Origin of the sequence: Methylobacter arcticus (assembly GCF_050917435.1) — a bacterium.
Classification (GTDB): Bacteria; Pseudomonadota; Gammaproteobacteria; order Methylococcales; family Methylomonadaceae; genus Methylobacter_A; species Methylobacter_A titanis.
The window spans coordinates 1,934,003-1,952,954 of record NZ_CP159583.1 but is presented as its reverse complement, the minus strand read 5'-3'; the positions used below and the strand labels follow the sequence as shown (position 1 = coordinate 1,952,954).

Annotated in this window: 20 protein-coding genes and 1 pseudogene; 20 read left to right on the top strand and 1 reads right to left on the bottom strand. The window is 48.8% G+C overall.

The annotated features are described in order from the left end of the window. Positions 1-12: 12 nt before the first annotated feature. From ABXJ76_RS09415 to ABXJ76_RS09395, 5 genes are all read left to right on the top strand, one after another. Complete coding sequence (locus ABXJ76_RS09415; protein ID WP_432746330.1) at positions 13-945, top strand: hypothetical protein; 933 nt, start codon at positions 13-15, stop codon at positions 943-945. Beyond that, the gene (locus ABXJ76_RS09410; RefSeq protein WP_432746329.1) at positions 942-2,540 is read left to right on the top strand and encodes a DHA2 family efflux MFS transporter permease subunit; all 1,599 of its coding nucleotides are present in this window, start codon (positions 942-944) and stop codon (positions 2,538-2,540) included. Before ABXJ76_RS09415 ends, ABXJ76_RS09410 begins: the two co-directional genes overlap by 4 nt. Next, positions 2,537-4,081 (top strand): efflux transporter outer membrane subunit, encoded by a 1,545-nt coding sequence (locus tag ABXJ76_RS09405; protein WP_432746327.1) that lies wholly within the window; start codon positions 2,537-2,539, stop codon positions 4,079-4,081. The genes ABXJ76_RS09410 and ABXJ76_RS09405 overlap by 4 nt, the downstream gene beginning before the upstream one ends. 129 nt (positions 4,082-4,210) lie before the next feature. Then, positions 4,211-5,395 carry an efflux RND transporter periplasmic adaptor subunit gene (locus tag ABXJ76_RS09400; RefSeq protein WP_432746325.1) on the top strand — a complete coding sequence of 395 codons (1,185 nt, stop codon included), beginning with the start codon at positions 4,211-4,213 and terminating at the stop codon, positions 5,393-5,395. Between the two features lie 140 nt (positions 5,396-5,535). Further along, entirely contained in the window at positions 5,536-5,955 is a 420-nt protein-coding gene (locus tag ABXJ76_RS09395; protein WP_432746323.1) for a hypothetical protein, read from the top strand. A gap of 129 nt (positions 5,956-6,084) precedes the next feature. Here the strand turns inward: ABXJ76_RS09395 and ABXJ76_RS09390 are convergent, their stop codons facing one another. Then, the gene (locus tag ABXJ76_RS09390) at positions 6,085-6,534 is read right to left on the bottom strand and encodes an Rrf2 family transcriptional regulator (RefSeq protein ID WP_432746321.1); all 450 of its coding nucleotides are present in this window, start codon (positions 6,532-6,534) and stop codon (positions 6,085-6,087) included. Between the two features lie 196 nt (positions 6,535-6,730). On the opposite strand from ABXJ76_RS09390, the gene ABXJ76_RS09385 reads away from it, so the two are divergent. The 15 genes and pseudogenes from ABXJ76_RS09385 (at position 6,731) to ABXJ76_RS09315 (ending at position 18,944) form a co-directional block, all read left to right on the top strand. Beyond that, the gene (locus tag ABXJ76_RS09385) at positions 6,731-7,105 is read left to right on the top strand and encodes a group I truncated hemoglobin (RefSeq protein WP_340123672.1); all 375 of its coding nucleotides are present in this window, start codon (positions 6,731-6,733) and stop codon (positions 7,103-7,105) included. Between the two features lie 29 nt (positions 7,106-7,134). Continuing rightward, positions 7,135-8,115, top strand: a complete 981-nt coding sequence (locus ABXJ76_RS09380; protein ID WP_432746319.1) for an FAD-binding oxidoreductase — start codon at positions 7,135-7,137, stop codon at positions 8,113-8,115. Positions 8,116-8,227: 112 nt separating this feature from the next. Beyond that, complete coding sequence (locus ABXJ76_RS09375; RefSeq protein WP_432746317.1) at positions 8,228-8,872, top strand: recombinase family protein; 645 nt, start codon at positions 8,228-8,230, stop codon at positions 8,870-8,872. 84 nt (positions 8,873-8,956) lie between these two features. Beyond that, a pseudogene (locus tag ABXJ76_RS09370) lies at positions 8,957-9,891 on the top strand (IS1595 family transposase). 277 nt (positions 9,892-10,168) lie between these two features. Further along, the gene (locus ABXJ76_RS09365) at positions 10,169-10,576 is read left to right on the top strand and encodes a c-type cytochrome (RefSeq protein ID WP_432746315.1); all 408 of its coding nucleotides are present in this window, start codon (positions 10,169-10,171) and stop codon (positions 10,574-10,576) included. A gap of 198 nt (positions 10,577-10,774) precedes the next feature. Then, complete coding sequence (locus ABXJ76_RS09360) at positions 10,775-11,497, top strand: FAD-dependent oxidoreductase (protein ID WP_432746313.1); 723 nt, start codon at positions 10,775-10,777, stop codon at positions 11,495-11,497. Between the two features lie 37 nt (positions 11,498-11,534). Further along, positions 11,535-13,310, top strand: a complete 1,776-nt coding sequence (locus tag ABXJ76_RS09355) for a cbb3-type cytochrome c oxidase subunit I (protein ID WP_432746311.1) — start codon at positions 11,535-11,537, stop codon at positions 13,308-13,310. Positions 13,311-13,601: 291 nt separating this feature from the next. After that, the gene (locus tag ABXJ76_RS09350; protein WP_432746310.1) at positions 13,602-13,931 is read left to right on the top strand and encodes an AraC family ligand binding domain-containing protein; all 330 of its coding nucleotides are present in this window, start codon (positions 13,602-13,604) and stop codon (positions 13,929-13,931) included. A 94-nt stretch (positions 13,932-14,025) separates the two neighbouring features. After that, complete coding sequence (locus ABXJ76_RS09345; protein ID WP_432746308.1) at positions 14,026-14,394, top strand: DUF488 domain-containing protein; 369 nt, start codon at positions 14,026-14,028, stop codon at positions 14,392-14,394. Between the two features lie 11 nt (positions 14,395-14,405). Further along, a complete protein-coding gene (locus ABXJ76_RS09340) occupies positions 14,406-15,128 on the top strand; it encodes a uracil-DNA glycosylase family protein (protein ID WP_432746306.1) in 723 nt (240 codons plus the stop codon). A gap of 84 nt (positions 15,129-15,212) precedes the next feature. Next, positions 15,213-15,383, top strand: coding sequence for a rubredoxin (locus tag ABXJ76_RS09335; RefSeq protein WP_432746304.1), 171 nt, complete (start codon positions 15,213-15,215; stop codon positions 15,381-15,383). A 210-nt stretch (positions 15,384-15,593) separates the two neighbouring features. Beyond that, complete coding sequence (locus ABXJ76_RS09330; RefSeq protein ID WP_432746301.1) at positions 15,594-16,388, top strand: MOSC domain-containing protein; 795 nt, start codon at positions 15,594-15,596, stop codon at positions 16,386-16,388. A 155-nt stretch (positions 16,389-16,543) separates the two neighbouring features. Continuing rightward, positions 16,544-16,861 carry a hypothetical protein gene (locus ABXJ76_RS09325; protein ID WP_432746299.1) on the top strand — a complete coding sequence of 106 codons (318 nt, stop codon included), beginning with the start codon at positions 16,544-16,546 and terminating at the stop codon, positions 16,859-16,861. Continuing rightward, complete coding sequence (locus tag ABXJ76_RS09320) at positions 16,858-17,454, top strand: c-type cytochrome (RefSeq protein WP_432746297.1); 597 nt, start codon at positions 16,858-16,860, stop codon at positions 17,452-17,454. Before ABXJ76_RS09325 ends, ABXJ76_RS09320 begins: the two co-directional genes overlap by 4 nt. Positions 17,455-17,456: 2 nt before the next feature. After that, the gene (locus ABXJ76_RS09315) at positions 17,457-18,944 is read left to right on the top strand and encodes a cbb3-type cytochrome c oxidase subunit I (protein ID WP_432746295.1); all 1,488 of its coding nucleotides are present in this window, start codon (positions 17,457-17,459) and stop codon (positions 18,942-18,944) included. The last annotated feature ends 8 nt before the right edge of the window (positions 18,945-18,952 follow it).

Here is an 18,952-nt window from a genome sequence, read left to right as displayed (position 1 = left end):
GAGTCCAATCGAATGCAAACGTCATCCAACATACCCATTAATGCACAAGATTCTCAGTCTATATTTAATTCCCACTTAATAAATCGAAGCGTTGCTGTTGCGCTGGTCTTGCTAGTCAGTGGTTGTTGGGCGGCAGCAATCAAACCGCCCGTTTCTGAAATCAACAAACTCAGCACCATTCTGGTCGTGCCGGTCGAGTCACCCCCGCTTGAAATCATTCCCGACCCGATTGAAGAGCGTATCCCGGCATATAGGCATTATCGAAATATGTCCGTAGATTTTCCTTTAGAGAAAAAACTTTACAGAACGTCTGGGGACGTCATTATTGCCGGTTTGGTCAGTCCAGGCGACGATGAACAGGATGTGACTATCCAAGATGACAAAATACCCCTGAGCTTGGCAATCGCTACCGAGCCAAAACAAGCGTGGATACCAACGCTTGTTTTGGCGCAGCAAGCGGTAACTCAATTGACCGAGAACAACATTAAAGCCATATTGAGTCGAGATTATTATCGCTTACCCATGGCCGATGCAGATCGCAATGCTCAGTTAGCGCATTGGCATGATGCTATTTCGGAATGGTACAACCAGGGTACATCCACCATTGATTATCGACAACTTGGCCAGGAACACGTCGATGCCGTATTGGAAGTAGGCATCGATACCTACAGGATTTTTGACGCTCAAACGTCATTGCAGGTATTGATCAAGCTGATCGACCCCAATACCCAACAAATCATCGGAAGAACCAGCGCGAAAACCTTCTCTGTTGAGGACTCGCCACAAACCTTGCTCAATCATGAGGCAGAAAAGTTCAAGCAACTCATGACCGAGATGGGAGCACAATTGGTTGCTCGCGGGTTTAGTGACCTCGGACTGCCGCTGAAGGTTTATGGCCAGCACATCATGCCTGCCAAATCACCGGTTGATAGGTTAACTCCATGACCATCGCCTACGACGAACGTCTGCGCGGTTGGCGTTTCATTCTGTTTAATGTCGTACTCGGTCTTGGACACATGATCGTGCTGTTCGGCGTAGGCTCCTATATTGCACTACTGCCTCATGTTGCCGGTGATCTGGGCGGAGTGTTGCCGAGCTTTGGCACCTGGGGCCAGACCTATTTCATCATTGCCCTGGCGCTGGCCTTTCCTATTGCACGCTGGCTGACAGGCCTAGTAGGCGATTATCGCTTGTTTATCGCGGCGTTTGTCGTGTATGCCTTTGCTTCTTATCTATGCGCCATCAGCCAGAGCTTATGGTTGTTTATTCCGGCTCGCATTTTACTCGGATTTTCAGGTGGAATTACACTCTTTATTGGACAGTCCCTGTTGTTGAAAGAGTACCCTGACCAACTGAAATTGTTGGGTTTAGGAATATGGGGGCTGGTCACGCTGATGCCGTTTACCATCAGCTTTCCGATCGGCGGCGTGATCGCCGACGAACTTGGCTGGCGTTATCTGTTTTATCTGAATGTTCCTATCGCCCTGGCCATTGCCGGGATTACCGGCTCATTGCTAACCGGGCGTGGATTCGAACACAGACACACGCGTTTCGACGGCATCGGTTTTGTACTCCTGGCTTTGATTCTCGGCAGCCTGCAGACTATTTTGAATATGGGTAACGATTTTGACTGGCTGGATTCGCCCTTTCTGCAAAGTATGCTGATTGTCCTCATCGTAGCGGTGCCCTGTTTTTTTATCTGGGAGTTCGACGAAAGCCACCCCGCTTTCAACATACGTGTTTTCGCACACCGTAATTTTACAATAGGCGTGATTTGTCTCACGGCGGGATTTTTTTCAATTCAGGGACTGCTCTCTGTGTTTATTGTTCAGATGCAAGTTTTGCTGGGTTATTCTTCATTTCTGGCGGGTATGGTTTACATGCCTATGATCCTGCTTGCGGTGCCGGTGGCCGTGCTGATACATAAGCTGCCCAAAGGGCTCGACGCTCGCCTGTTGGCCTGCCTCAATCTTCTTGGTTTCGCTGCCACCTTTTATTGGCTAGGTCTATTTGATGATCCCGGCTCATTCGATCAAATTTTTTGGCCCATGTTGCTTCTTGGTTTTTTTGTGGGTTCGTTTTTTCCGCCATTGACCAAATTGACCCTGCACGGACTTTCTGGCAATCAACAGATACGCGCGGCCGAAGAGGCTGGGTTTCTGCGGATTATTGCCGGCGGCTTCGGCATCACTTTGCAAGGCGTCGTGCTTTTTCGGCGTACCCCCTTTCATCAGCTTCATTTGGCGGATCATTTCGGGGGGCGGCAATTCGCCTCCATTGATGTGCTGCAAGGATTTTCTTCGCGGCTGGAGGCCTCCGGCCTTGATAAAGGCATGGTCAATGGCAAGCTCCTGACCCTCATCAAGCAGCATGCCGCCATCCTGGCGTTGAACGACGCGTTTCTACTGGCCAGCTACCTCTTCCTCGGGTTGGCCGGACTGGTGTGGCTGGCCTATCCCACCTATCAACGTGTTCATCCAACGCCGATGGAAGAAATAGTGGATATGCGGGCAGAAGAGATAGTGGAGGAGCAATCATGATGCGTCAATTCACGCCACATCGATCGCTTATTTTGGGGTTCTATACCGGATTTATGCTCTTGATAACCGGTTGCGCCTGGATACCTTCAGGCGACAAGCCTGCCGAGTTCCTGAAAACTCCACCGATGGAGCACACGCTATCCGATACGGGTCAGGGTGTACCGCTTGTTCCTGCCGAGCATTGGCCACATGATCGCTGGTGGCGGGAATTCGGCAGCCAGGAACTCAACGGCCTCATGGTTATCGCCCTAAAGGATAACATTGGCCTTAAGGTGGCTGCTGCGCGCTTGCGTCAGGCACAAGCCCTGGTTCGCGTGGAAGGTGCGAGATTATTACCGTTTCTGGATGCAGAAATGGAATTCGAGAACACGCGTATTTCAGAGAATGGTGTTTTTGCCGTGCTCAACCGCAAAGAGGCGGCGGGAGCGAATATCGTCTTCGGCCAGATTAATCCCTTCAACTTCCGCTACGAATTCGATTTCTGGGGGAAAAATCGCGCCGCAGTGGAAGCGGCGCTGGGCGAAGCGACCGCCGAGAAAGCGGAACTGGCCGAAGTTCTGCTTAAGTTGACGGGTGCAATTACGCGGTCCTATATACGGGGGATGGCGTTGCGGCAGCAACTCGATCTTGCGCATGCCATGGTTGAGTTACGGCGCGACTTGCTCACTATGGACGAGACCCGGTTGCGCTTGGGTCTGGATTCTGCCGATCAGGTGAAGCAAGCTAGCATCGAATTAGAGCAGGTCAATAAGCGTGAAGCGGGCATACGTGATCAGTTGGATATTCAGCGGAACTTGCTGGCCCGACTGATTGGTCACGGGTCCGATTCGACAAAAAACCTGTTCACCGGCACGGCGATCAGCCCGGAAAAAATACGCTTGCCTGCGAAGCTTCCGCTGGAGTTGCTCAGCCAACGCCCGGATCTCGCCTCCGCCCTTCACCGTGCCGAGGCGGCTGCACAACAAGTCAAGGTAGCCAAAGCCAGCTTTCTGCCAACCATTGATCTGACTGCATTTGCCGGCTTGAATGCCCTCAGGTTAACGAAGGGCGCGAGCTCTCTGGCCAGTATTCTGTTCTCAGGTTCCAGCTTCTCCTACGGAATTGCTCCAGGTCTGCGGCTTCCGTTGTTCGAGGGCGGACGTCTGCGCGGGGAATTATCGGCACAACGGGCGGAGTACGATGGTGCAGTGGAGCTTTACAATGAAACCTTATTACATGCCGTGCAAGAAGTAGCTGATAGCCTGAGCCGTTGGCGGGAGACCCACTCCATCCTCGAAGCGCATGGCCGCTTGCTAACTGCGCAACAGGAAAACTTGGAGCTCGCTCAAATGCGTTTTCGCAGTGGCCTGGATGATCGCCGGGCGTTGCTGACACACGAGCATGCCGTGCTGAACCAGGAATATGTCTTGAAGACTTTGAACGCTGATCAGTTGGTTGCCCTGGTGGATTTGATGGAAGCCTTGGGCGGCGGGTACGTGAACGATCTCCAGATTACCCAAGTAAAACCCGAGCAAAAACTACTCAGTTGGTTGCCATGGTAGATTTAAGGGAAGCCTTGGGCAATGTGGACATCGTCCATCGTTGTAAAGGAGCTTGACAGATGATCAATCAATTTCAATTAACGATATTTGAATCCAGAATAAAATCCGGCATTACCGACATACATACCTATGACAACTCATCCCAAGATTATTCGCGCTCGCCGCAACCGCTATCTAGTGTTAGTTATGCTGGTACTGATTGTCGGCACTTTGGCTTATGCCGGTTATTGGTGGCACTACTGCCGTTTTTGGGTGGTAAGTCATAATGCGTTCGTTACAGGCAATCTTATTCCGGTGGAAGCGGATGCAACAGGTATCGTCACGCAGGTGTTGGTCGAGGAAAGTCAATATGTAAACAAGGGCGATCTGCTGGTTCGTCTTGATGAGCATCGCGCTCAGACCGCTTTAGGCCAGAGCAGGGGCGAACTGGGGCAGGTAGTACGCGAGATCGGAGCGGTTTTTTCCACGCACCAGCAAATGTGTCAAAAATTGATTGCTCGCTCGGCCCGGCTTGCCCGGGTGCGCCACGATGTGATTCGATTACGGCAGGCGGCTCCAAATGGTTCGGTATCGGACCAGGTTGTGCAAAATGCCGAAGATCAGATGATGGCCCTCGAAGCCGAGATGCGGGAGGCCGAGGCAGAACTCAAGTCCATAGAAGCGAAAGTGGGCGGTACGAGTAGAACTCTGCACCCGGACGTGGAAGCGGCTAAGTATAAATTCATCGCCGCCTATCTTGAATATTCGCGGCAGCAAATCCATGCGCCCGTTTCAGGCTATGTGTCCATGCGCAAGGTCCAGGTCGGAAACCGGATTCAGCCCGGTGATCCGCTAATGACAATTGTTCCTTTGGAGCATCTGTGGGTAGAAGCGAACCTGCGGGAGACTGAAATGGTGCGGGTACGCCCCGGCCAGCCGGCGGAGATTACCGTCGATCTCTACGGCGAGAGCCACCTCTATCATGGCACGGTAGAAGGTTTGGTGCCCGGTACTGGCAGTGTCTTTGCTTTATTGCCTCCAGACAACGCAGCCGGAAATTTTATTCATATCGTAGAACGCGTTCCCGTGCGTATTGCATTACAGAAAGAAGAAATACTGAAAAACCCCATACGCCCTGGGCTCTCCACCCTGACCTCAATCGACGTCAGGGAATCGGAACAGCCGCTGGGCGCTTCGCTGGCGGCAGTTTCCTCTCAGGAGTATGAGACTGACATCTTTATTGATGAACTCGCCGATGCGGAAGCCACGGCTCAAAAAATTATTATGGATAATTTGATTCAAAAAAACGCTCCAGTAGAGTCAAATTGTAAATGACCCGAATCGGCAACCACTAAAAATTCCAGCGCTTATCGATGATGTCGATTTTATGTTTTCCGAGGATGGTTGTGGAATCATTGTTAGCGGTAAAGAGGCCGTGGCAAGCCCAGCAGATCAATTGTACTTAAGGACTATAAATGATTTTATCCATTAATCGAAAAGTCGCTTTCGGTTTAATTCTGACCGTCATTGTTATCGTCATCTTAATGTTCGACACGGTGTTGGCATTATCTCTTGAACTGATACATGTTTCATTCGAATTTGTTGAACTCTCGCTTGACATACTCATTGAACATATTTTCCACACGGATCTTCATGATACGCAAATTATTGTATTTTATCTGATGTTGTCCATCGCCGGGTTCGCACTGTACAAACTGTTGTGGGCTCTGCCTCACCGGTATCGCGAAGTAAAAGAGAATTTTGTCACCGGTTGGTCGCAGCTAAAAAAAGAGATTTTAGCTTATTGGCAAGATTTATCTACAATCGGAAAAACAAAATGGTTGATGGGCTTTATGGCGAGCATCACCTGCATGGTTCTTTGGTTTTTTATTTGATTGCGATGCAGAAATGAACGAACTCTTTATCCTCATGCCTTTATTTTTCCAGGATGTCATACATTTTTTTATTAAAAGAGACACACTAAAAACACGGAATTAACTTGCTAAAATCTATTTCGCGTCAGGTTATGGCAGTTTATCTCCCGACAGCGCCGACAAATCGGCATTGGCATCTAAACTGGCCGCATCAGCCAGGGTGTATTTGTCTAGTACCGTCATAAATGCCCGCTGCGCCTCGTATAAAGTAGCCTTGAGAAAACAATTGCGGATGAGGCGGCATTGATTGCTAGGAATATCGAAGCACTCGACCAGATTCATGTTCAGCTCGGTCCGTCGAACCACTTCGCCAACACCTATGGCATAGGCCGGTCGGGCCAGCTGGATACCGCCGCCCTTGCCACGGGTCGACATAACGAAGCCTTGATTGGCCAAGCTATTCGCCACCTTCACCAGATGGTTGCGGGAAATTTGATGATAGTCGGCGATCTCTGCAATAGTCGCCAACCTTGGTTCTGGTAAACGAGCAAGATAAATCAGCAAGCGCAGTGAATAATCTGTGAATTGCGTAAGCTGCATAGTTGATACTCCTTGAAAATTTTCTTGTTTTTTAGTTTAGGGCTTAAAAAAGATAAGATAGAGATTGACGATTTTATAATCAAGCAATAAGATGCATATAAGATACATCTTATTGGGGCGCATAATCAGGGCCCCTTTGATATAAACGAACCTTTAAGATGTATCTTAAACGCCTTTTTAATATTTGGAGAGAAAAATGTCACAACAAGAATCTTTATACGAGCAATTGGGTGGTGAAGCGGCTGTTAATGCCGCGGTTGATATTTTTTACCGCAAAGTGCTGAGCGATGACCGCATCAGTGCCTTCTTTGAAGACGTGGACATGGAGAAGCAGGCTGCTAAACAAAAAGCCTTCCTGACCATGGCTTTCGGTGGGCCGCACAATTACAGCGGTTTGGATATGCGTCGCGGTCATGCCCATCTGGTCGCGCGTGGCTTGAATGACTCCCATGTCGATGCCGTGATCGAAGACCTTGGTGCTACCCTGCGCGAATTGGGTGTAAAAGAGGAACTGATTGCTCAGGTAGCGGCCATCGCTGAAAGCACACGTAACGATGTGCTGGATCGATAACTACTCATCTTGTAAAAAGGTACGCCGCCATGGTTAATATTCGTTATGCAAAAGACAACTTTGAACTGGAGCAAAACCAATCGGTTCTGGATTGTTTGACCAATCGCGGTGTGCCCGTTCCTTTTTCCTGCCGCAGTGGGGTCTGTCAAACCTGCCTGATGCGGGCGACGGGGGGCGCGCCTCCTGAACTTTCGCAGCAAGGCTTGAAAGATAGTCTCAAGCTGCAGAACTATTTTCTCGCTTGCGTTTGTCATCCTACTGCTGATCTTGAAGTCGCACTGCCGGATGACGCTGATATTCAGGCAGTGATCCTTGCTACCGTCAAAAGTCTGCGATTGCTCAATGCAGAAATTATGCATGTCGTGCTTGAATGCCACGCGCCTATCGACTACCGGGCAGGGCAATTCATCAACCTGTTTCAAAACCAAGCGCTTGGCCGCAGTTATTCGCTCGCCAGCGTGCCTCACCAGGATGATCACCTTCACCTCCATGTCCGCCGTCTGCCGCAGGGCCGGGTCAGTGGCTGGATACATGAGGAGTTACGTCCTGGCGAGACCGTTGAGATTCGGGGTCCTGGCGGCGACTGTTTTTACACGCCTGGCAATACCGAACAAGGCTTGATTTTAATCGGCACAGGTTCTGGGCTTGCACCGCTCTACGGCATCATTCGCGACGCGCTCAGTCAGGGGCATACGGGCCCTATTCATTTGTTTCACGGTAGCCGCGACCTGAACGGACTCTATCTGACCGGAGAGTTGCACGATCTGGTCAAGCAATATTCGAATTTTAATTATGTGCCTTGTCTTTCCGGTGAGGATGTCCCCCATGGCTTTGCAGCAGGACGAGCTCATGACGTGGCCTTTCAACAGATCCCCAATCTCAAGAATTGGCGAATGTTTCTCTGCGGACATCCGGATATGGTCCGGATAGCCAAGAGGAAAGCCTTTCTGGCAGGTGCATCCATGAAGAATATTTATGCCGATGCGTTCAATGTCAGTCAGTCTTCCTGATTAGCGCTCATCGCAGGTTTTTTTGTCATTTTATCCGACGCTACAATAGAAAATTGGGTAAATTTTTATACTAAAAATAATGGGTTGTACAATAATAAAAATAGGTTTAAATATGACAAGCCAGGCTGTACCATCAGCGCGAAAGATCGTTGCTTATTTGCAGGAATCGATGCGCGATCAAAACCTCGAAAAAAATAAGGCTGACATTCTGCACTTTGCCAATCAGCATGATCTTGGAAAAGTACATTTCACTGAAGAGCTTGCCTCTTGTCGTATTCCATGGCAAGAACGTCAAATTGCTGGGGTGTTGGATGAGCTGCAAGCCAACGATGTCATTATTGTGACCGAACTCTCGCGCTTGGGTCGTAGCATGCTGGAGTGTATGGAAATTTTATCACTGGTAACGTATAAAGGAATCTACGTGTATTCAGTAAAGGGGAATTGGCAACTTAATCAAAGCTCTCAAAGCAAGATATCGCTGGCATTTTCGATGGCAACAGAGATTGAGCGAGACTTAATTTCGCAGAGAATTAAGGACGGTTTATGCTCCAAAAAAGCTCAAGGGATTAAGGTTGGCCGTCCCAAGGGGCCAGGCAAAAGTAAACTGGATGCCTTTCGACCAGAAATCGAAAATTTGTTGGTGAATGGTTTGACCAAGAAAGCTATCGCACAACGCTATAACACCACTGGATCTAATCTATATAATTGGATGAAAAAACATGGGTTGAAGATGGCAAGACCGAACAGACTTTCATAAAAATTCCTGATTACCCATAAAGAACAGCCAATGTTACAAGAATGTCTATACTGACAGTATCTACCATACGGATGGGATAACGTCATGAAAAACAAAGTTCAATTTCAAAAAGGCTATAGCCTGGGCGAGTTCATGAAAAATTATGGGAGTGAAGGGCAATGCCGAAAAGCCTTGTTTCAGTGGCGCTGGCCTCAAGGCTATGTTTGCCCTGAATGCGGTGGGCAAAGCTACTGCTCCCTGAAAACACGAGTGGTTTATCAGTGCAATCACTGCCACCATCAACATTCCCTCATTAGTGGCACCATTTTTTCTGCGACGAAGCTCCCGTTAACAACTTGGTTTCTCGCGATCCACTTGACCACACAAGCAAAAACTGGCGTTTCTGCCCTTTCACTGCGCCGTCAATTAGGTGTTTCATACAATACCGCCTGGAGCATCAAACAGAAGCTGATGCAAGTAATGAAGGAGCGTGATGATAGTAAGCCGTTATCCGGCGTCACCCAACTGGATGACGTGTATTGGGGCGGCGAACATCGGGGAGGCAAGCGTGGACGGGGTTCACCCAACAAAACACCTTTTGTGGCGGCTGTGTCGGTCAACGAAAAAGGACATCCTATTGCCATGAACATGACTGTGGTCAACGGGTTCCGCTCCAAAGAAATCACTCGTTGGGCGAAGCGCCATCTTAGCACCGATAGTCACGTGGTCTCGGACGGACTGGCCTTGTTACCAAGGCAGGATGCCAGCATACCAGCATCGTAACCGGTGGAGGCCCTGAATGTGTCTCGCTGGAACCCTTCACTTGGGTCAATACGATGATAGGTAATGTCAAAAGGTCGATTGACAGGACTTATCACGCTATCAATCATAAACACCTTCCGCGCTATTTGGCAGAATTTTGTTATCGCTTCAATCGGCGATTTGTCCTTGAGGATATGCTGCCCCGCCTATGTTACGTTGCAGTCAGAACACCACCTATGCCTATGCGGCTACTGAAGATGGCTGAGGATTATGGGTAATCAGGTAAAAATTTATGAAATTATACAGATTAAGAATATTTCATTTATTCTCGCTGAAAGCCATCAGAGTGGGGGGGCAACACTCCTTAGCTATTTGGGCGAGCCTTTCATGGCCTAATTCTCAGATAGAGAGGTGCCCTACTATATTTGTCATAGACAAAAGCACTCTGAACTTTTGTCGCATTGGGTGAAGCTAGAACGCCGCTGTTTACGAAGTTGATGTGGTGTGCGAGTGAAACTGGGGTATTCCATAACTTATGATTTAAGTGAGGCAACAATGAACAAAATGTTTCGTAGCAAATTTAAAATTATACCGGTCGCCGTTATGATCTGCGGTATTGCATTATTCACAAATCAACCTGTTTTCGCACAAACAACTAATTCGCTCAAAGGTAACAATGTCGATAAAGCTGTTTTCAACGGCTGGAATATTTACAGAAAGGAAGCTTGCGGTAGCTGTCATGGAGCAACTGGAGAAGGCAACGTGAGCAATCCGAATCTACTTCACAGCTTGAAAAACCTGACTAAAGAACAGTTCCACCGGGTCCTTATTGATGGCCGTGGGATCATGTATTCGTTCAGTGGTAACAAAGTCGTGGTCGACGGCAGTGACGACCTGTATGCCTATCTTAAAGGCCGTTCCGACGGAGTTGTTCCAGCGGGTGATCTAACGGAAAAGAAATAATGGATATAGCTGGGAAATGAATCATTGGAGTCGGAATACACACAATGCCGAACATTGCGCTTAACCGGAGCGCGGCCATAAGACCCTTTCTCATTTTTGAGCTTTGGTGGGTCGCGCCCGGTTGGCTTTACGTTCTGCCACTGTGCGCGACGTTGTTGCCTTCGCTATATTTTCAACAAAAATAAGGAGAATTACGCCATGCCCAACTACAAAGTAAAACTGAAATGCCATCGGGAAATCGCAGATGGAACGATGGCGTTTCATTTTGAAAAACCCGCAGGGTTTACCTATAAAGCAGGTCAGTTCGCTGGCTGGTCCCTGATCAACCCCGCTGAAACAGACACCGAAGGCAACAAACGAGCATTTTCATTTGCAAGCGCTCCTTACGAAGACGATCTTATGCTGGCGACACGCATGCGTGACACTGCGTTCAAGCGGGTATTAAAAACAATGGAGCCTGGCACGGAAGTGACACTGAATGCTCCCCATGGCTCGTTCACGCTTCACAACAATGCGAGCGTCACCGCTGTTTTCCTAACAGGCGGTATTGGCATTACCCCGGTGCGAAGCATTGTTCTTCAAGCTATCCACGATAAGGTTTCGCACCGAATCCTGGCCTTTTATTCCAATCGAAAGCCGGAAGATGCGGCATTTCTGGATGATTTGATGGGATCTCACGCTGCAAATCCAAACTATACCTTTGTCGGTACGATGACGCAGATGGAAAAGTCCAGCCGCGAGTGGCATGGAGAAACCGGGGTTATCAGTAAAGCCACGCTTCTGAAATTCATTGATGATTTGACACTTCCCATCTACTACATTGACGGCCCGCCCACCATGGTGAATTCGATGCGACAAATACTGAGCGAAGCGGGCGTCGACGATGACAACATTCGCACGGAAGAGTTTTCAGGCTATTGATGACGATCGTATTAGGTGCTTACTAAAGGAGAACACCATGAGTGTTGCCGCACAACCCTTAACTTCAGAGGACCCTGCGTTGTCTCCCTGGTGGCTGCGCACGGTGTTGATCGTGATGGTGCTGGGCTTTGCAGGCCTGATCGTCATCACTTCACTGGCCTATCGCAACGCTCCGCCGATCCCGGCACAGGTACTTGATGCGCAAGGTATTCGCCTGTTTACCGGCGACGACATCAGCGAAGGCCAGGCAATCTTTCTCAAGTACGGATTGATGAACAACGGCAGTATCTGGGGTCATGGGGCATATCTGGGGCCCGATTACTCGGCCGAGGCATTGCATCGTATCGGCGAGGATACCGCCACGGTCATTGCGCAGCAGCAATACCAACTGCCACTGGTTGCGCTGACACCTGGGCAACTGGCGGCAGTGTATGCACAAACAGCGGTCGAGCTAAAAGCCAATCATTATGACGCCGCCAGCGCAACGCTGCATCTGACCATGCCGGAGAGTGCCGCCTACCGTCGACAGATTACTTACTGGACTGATTACTTCCTTGATCCCGCACGTAATGGCGGGCTCAAGCGTGGACTGATCAGCGATCCGACTGAATTGTACCAGTTTACCGCATTCGTTACATGGACGGCGTGGGCCTCGGTGACCAACCGCCCCGGTGAAAACTACTCCTACACCAACAATTTTCCGTACGACCCCAGTGTTGGTAATACGCCGATACCCGGCGCGCTGTTGTGGAGTGCGCTGAGTCTTATCGTGCTGCTAGCCGGTATTGCAATCGTACTGTTGATGTTCGGCAAGTTCGATTATCTTGGCTGGATTAGCACCGGGCAGCATGTACACCTTCATCTGTTGCCTGGTCAAGCCAGTTCCGGCCAGCTTGCACTGGTGAAATTCTTCGTGGTGATGGCGCTACTGTTTCTTATGCAGACTTTGGTGGGTGGTGCGGTGGCGCACTATCGAGCGGATCCTGGCAGTTTTTACGGCTTCCAACTGGAGCGGCTATTTCCCAGCAATCTGATGCGCACCTGGCATCTGCAAACGGCGGTTTTTTGGATCGCTACCGCCTATATTGCCGCGGCCTTGTTTCTCGGTCGTTCACTGCGCAACGATGAACCTCGCTGGTTTGTCGGCTGGATTCATCTACTGTTCGGTGCTTTCGTCGTAGTCATAGGCGGCAGCCTGTTAGGCGAGTGGGCGGGTATATCACAAATGCTGGGTCAATGGTGGTTCTGGCTTGGCAACCAGGGTTGGGAATATCTGGAGCTCGGCCGGCTGTGGCAGTGCCTGCTTATCGTCGGTCTGTTGGTGTGGTTTGCAATATTATTAAAGCTGGTGCAGCCAGATACCTTGAGCGAGTCAACCGCGAAACCTTTGGTCAGGCTGTTCCTGCTGGCTTCCCTGGCGATTCCTGTGTTCTACATTCCGGCACTCTTCTTCGGTGCAAAGACCAACTTCACCGTGGTCGATACCTGGCGCTTTTGGATCATTCATTTATGGGTCGAAGGTTTTTTTGAATTCTTCGCAACCACGATGGTGGCGCTGATGTTTTATCAACTGGGTCTTACCCGGCGCAACGTCGCGCTTCGAGTGATTTACCTCGACGCCATAGCAATACCGCATAAATGGACGTTCTACTTCTTGATGTCCGTGGGCTTCTGGAACTTCGTCGGGGCAGGTATCTTCGGTTTCCTCATCAACCTGCCAATCGTAAGCTACTATGAAGTCGGCACCCAACTTACGCCCAATCATGGCCATGCCGCGATGATGGGCGTATTCTATTCGGCGCTATACCGTTAGTGATCGCATCAATCAAAGGCTGGCTGGGGGTGTGTCAACAGCCGATGGACTGACGCTCTTTCCAGCCAACGCGATGCTGCGGTGTGTGGATAGTTTTATCAGGCGTTTTGAAGTAATAAAACCTAATCTATTTAAAGGATCAGTTGCAAAATTCGTTAGTCCGATGGATAACTTACTATTTTTGTGAGGATTGAAAAATCTAATGGTCAATTTGAAGAAATAGCGACCACTTTTTTCGTCTCTAGTTTATTAACTTGTGTTTGGTAGACTTAAACTTATTAGGAAATATTCATGGCTACACATCACGCAGCACCAGGTGAAATTGTTGACTTGGGAACTTGGGCGCAAGACGTCCCAAATGAAAAAACTAAAGTCATTGTGAAAACAGATGAAATGGAACTTGTTCGCCTTGTTATTCTGGCGGGTAAAGATTTTCCAAATCACAAGGTATTAGGACCCACTGTGATTCATTGCATAACAGGGGAAATTGAGTGCGCAGCAATGGGGGGAACACAAGTATTAACATCCGGCCAACTGCTTTATTTAATGCCCGATGAACCGCACTCTGTCAGAGCTGTAGTTGATTCAGTTGTTTTACTCACAATTATCTTTAAAGTTTAAATCGTTAGTATTATACCGGGCAATTTTTTCAAGCACGATGCTGCACGATACCTCGTGATTACCTTTTAACTCAAACGGCGAATTCAACTTATAAATGCAACAACCAGAAAATTATCGGTTCAGGATTAAAAGGGTATACGAACTGCCGGACAAGCATGACGGCCGGCGTATCCTCGTGGACAGGCTCTGGCCGCGCGGTTTGACAAAGGAAAAAGCAAGCATTGATCTGTGGCTCAAAGATATCGCTCCCAGTACGGAGCTCCGGAAATGGTTTGGCCATAATCCAGACAGGTGGGAAGAGTTCAAGGAACGGTATCTCGCTGAACTCAAGAGTAATAGCGGGCAAATCCAACTCTTAAAGCAAGAGCTGGACACGGGTATCGTGACGCTCGTCTATGGCGCAAAGGACGAGGAACATAACCAAGCGGTTGTGATCCAGGAAAACAGCACGTTATTTTGTTAGCTGGAGGGGCGATGTACAAGGAAAGGTGGAAGATGGGCACTCTTAACTTGACAGGGGAAGTAGAAGACAATCAACTGTGGCCGAATAAGGTGTTGCATCCGGCCACCTGTGGCCTGTGCTTTGGTCGTAAGTTTCCGTTGTTCCGTCCTCTGGTGACTTCATTTGCATCTTTGCTAACCGAAGTACGTGATTGCACCATTTGCGCGGCACATCTGCCGCATGGAGTTCGGCCCGTTCTACAGATACACCCGCAGGCTCGGGTGTTGATTACAAGCCAAGCGCCAGGAAGAAAAGCTCATGAATCCGGTATGCCTTTCGATGATGCTAGCGGGGCTCGTTTGCGCGAGTGGATGGGGGTAACGCGGGAAGTCTTTTACGACTCGAAACAGATAGCTATTCTGCCAATGAGCTTTTGCTTTCCCGGCACGGGGAAATCCGGTGACCTTCCTCCACGGCCTGAATGCGCACAGGAATGGCACGATCAACTTTTCGGTCACCTCAGTCATCTTGAAGTTACGCTGGTTGTTGGGCAGTATGCGCAGACATATCACATGAACAAAATACGATCATCACTTACCGAGACGGTTCGAGGCTGGCAATCTCATTGGCCCAAGATAATCCTCCTTCCGCATCCAAGTCCGCGAAATAATATTTGGCTTAGCCGAAATCCGTGGTTTGAGAAGGAGCTGCTCCCTATGCTTAGGCAGCGAGTGACCGAGGCACTTGAAATATGAAGGCGATGTTACGGTATCGTTGCATTGCGTTGGACAGTGCCATTTAATCTACTTTCATTAACTAACCCATCTAGGAGAATCATTATGTCCGATTTTAAAAAATATCAGTGCAAGGAATGCGAAAATATCTATGATGAAGCAAAGGGTGACCCTGATAGTGGTCTAGCTCCCGGAACCCGTTGGGCCGATGTACCGAATGACTGGTCCTGCCCGATCTGTGGAGCGCCTAAAGATTTTTTTAGACTGATGGAATAAGCCACACTTTTTTCGTGAAAATAGGCATCGTTGAATAAATCAAACTATTGGCAACAAAGAGGTCGCCAGGAATGGTTTTTGTAGAATCCACGAATCTAGAATCCGTATGTTGTGCTTAAATTGACAGCCATTTATCTAACCTAAGTAAGCCCTCAGTGGGTTTTATCGTTAAGATTACTGTGTGGCACATACCAAAAGATGGAGATACTGATGCCACGCGTCGTTGCCTTATATCGTTATCCTGTTAAAAGCTTCACGCCCGAGGCGTGCGATGTTTTAACTGTCCTCGATGAAGGTCGAATCGTCGAAGACAGGGTTCTCGGTTTCCGCTTTGCTAATTCAAACGTGATGAATGATGCTTGGAGTAAAAAGCACGAGTTTGTTGCTCTGGTTAACACACCCGGCTTAGCACGTCTACATCTTCGGTTTGATCATAAGACGCTTAGGCTATGCATCAGTGTAGAGGGAACGGTTTTGGTTAATGAGGCATTGGACGAGATTGGGCGTAAGAAAATTGCTGCCGCTATCGAAAATTATGTACTCAAACTGATAGATGATAATCCGCTTTCCTCTCACCCGGAACGGCTTCCGTTGCGATTAGTTGGGAACGGGATTACGCCGCGTTATCAGGACAATGAAGCAGGTCAGATAACATTACACAGCCGCGCAAGCTTAGCGGCTATTGGTAGTGCTGTCGGTGATAACGATCTCAGTGAGCTGCGCTTTCGCTCAAACATCGCTATCGATGGTCTGGATGCATGGGAAGAGCAAAGCTGGGTAGGGCGAAAGATTCGGATAGGTCAGATTAATTTCGACGTTGTCATGTCCAAGAGCAGATGCCTCGCTACGCAAGCGAATCCTAATTCTGGTAAACGGGACTTGCCGATCCTTAAAACGCTGACCCATGCCTTTAGTCAGGAAAAACCAACTTTCGCAATTGCGATGCTTACCTGTGGTGCTGGAGGAGAGATTCACGTTGGCGATAAAGTGAGTCTCCTTAATTGAAAAGACGGATCACACAAAACTAATCGTTGGAAGATACATGCCAATTTTGAATATTTTCGAGGACAACACTAAAAAACGCTAGCCAGTGACGTATACCAACACGCAGTAGCTACTTTCCTAAACGTAATACAAGCCTTGGGCTTGTTTGAGTCAGCATGATTGAACCTATTGCATTAAAAGATTTTTTCATCAGTTTTTTTACAGCCGCTTTAATCATTTTGTCAGGCGCAAGTTACGCACTGCTGTATGCCTGGTCCAAAATAAAATCCAATTCCCGAATCAAATGGGCCGCTTATTTGTCTTATACCGTGCTGCTGGTCAGCGTGGTGGTATTGACGCGCGCGGCAAATTTTTCTGGTGTCTGGCTGGCGCTATCCGTGGTGATGGTGCTCGGCTATTTTTTTGCCCCTATCGGTATTTGGCATTTATGTGTCAGAACCCATGCCGAACCAACAACGGAGGATAAACAATGATTGATGAACCTTTATGGGCGTCGGAATCGTTCTGGAAAAAAGTCGCCATCTGGGTGACTGCCGGATCGTTTCTGGTTCTGGTGGTGTTAACCATGGATTCTTTAAGTCAAACCAGCGCCGGTGGTAAACGCGTTCCAGCTTACTCAGTGATCAACAAAAAAATTGATTACCAGTATCAAGAAAAACTGCACAAGTCGGTGCCAGTGATCAGTGGAGATGAATTGTTATTCGGTCAGCAATTTAGCGAAGAAGAAGCCCGTCAACTGGTGGATTTAGGCAAGAAAACCTCCCAAGCCAAAAACTGCATGAATTGTCACACCTTATTGGGTAACGGTGCGTATTATGCGCCGGATTTGACCAAGGCTTGGCTCGATAAGGGTTGGATAGGCACCGATGTTCGCGAAGATTTAATGATGAAGTTTTTAATGGACCCGGAAAACAATGCCCGCACCTATGGCAGCAATCGCAAAATGCCTAATCTAGGGATTACCGAACAGGAAGCTAAAGGCCTGATTGCCTTTTTGAAGTGGATGTCCAGTATTGATACCAATGGCTTTCCCTATAACTTCAAAACCATTTATGCGGAGGAATGAGCATGAACGCAACAGGATTAGTTGAAAAAACAACCGAGTATTTTAGAACATTCAAAGCCTGGGTGGCATTGGATAGCACCAATTTAACGGACGGACAACAACTGGCGGTGAAATACTTTACGGTGGCTGTTATTCTGTTTGCGGCCCAGATTCTGTTTGGGTTGCTGGCCGCCACCCAGTTTATCTGGCCCGGATTTCTGTTTGAAATTCTGGATTTTAACGTCAACCGCATGATCCATATCAATGCCATGATCGTCTGGATGCTGTACGGTTTTATCGGCTCCGTCTATTGGTTACTGGAAGATGAAAGCCAAACTGAAATTATCGGCCTCAAATTGGGCAATATCGCATTTTGGGTGCTGACTGCCGCCGTCACCGTAGTAGTGTTGGTGTATTTGTTAGTACAGATCGGGCCTGGAAAAGATTCCAGCTTGTGGTTTATCAATGAAGGCCGCGAATACATTGAAGCACCGCGTTGGGCTGATATTGGCATTGTGGTCGTGATGCTGATCTTTTTCTACAATGTCGTCGCCACTTTCAGTAAGGGCAAGTGGTCGGGAATTGCCGGGGTGTTGACCTTGGATTTGGTGGCCTTGGCGGGTTTATACGTGGCCGGCATGTTTTACATGACCAACATCACCCACGAGCAATACTGGTGGTGGTGGGTGATCCACTTGTGGGTGGAAGCCACCTGGGAAGTATTGGTGGGCGTGATCATGGCCTGGTCGCTGATGAAATTGCTCGGGGTCAGGCGCAAAATCGTACAAACCTGGTTGTATATCGAAGTTGCGCTGATGTTCGGTTCCGGTATTTTAGGCTTAGGTCATCATTATTTCTGGATCGGTACGCCGGAATATTGGCTGACCATTGGCGGTTTTTTCTCGGCGTTAGAACCTATCCCGCTGGTCGCGATGGTCGTCCATGCCGTTTATGACTCAGGCGTTCATGCCTTCAAAAACGGCAACCATCCGGCCCTGGCCTGGGTGATTGCGCACGCTTTCGGTAATTTTTTCGGCGCCGGCGTATGGGGCTTTATGCACACTCTGCCGCAAATCAATATGTACACGCACGGCACCCAATGGTCGGCCTCACACGGTCACCTGGCGTTTTTCGGCGCTTACGCTACGATTAACATCGCGTTCTTTTATCTGGCCATACAGCACTGGCGTGGCGGTGTTTGGATGGGTGAGGGCATCGCCAATGCCTGGCGCTGGAAATGGGCAATAGGTTTGCTCAATATGGGTGTGCTGGGGATGACGATTGCGATGTTGATAGCAGGGTATGAGCAATCGTTTATCGAGCGCGCAGTCGAAGGCTCCACCTGGGGTGGGTATTTTACCGCGCAAAATCATCCTTCATTCCTGAGTGCTATGGTCTGGCGCTTATTTTTTGGTGTCGTTACTGCCGCAGGATTAGGCTTGTTGATTTGGGATTTATTGACTATCGGCAAGGGCGAAACTCGCAAAGCCAAAGTCATCACACAACAATAATCCACTGC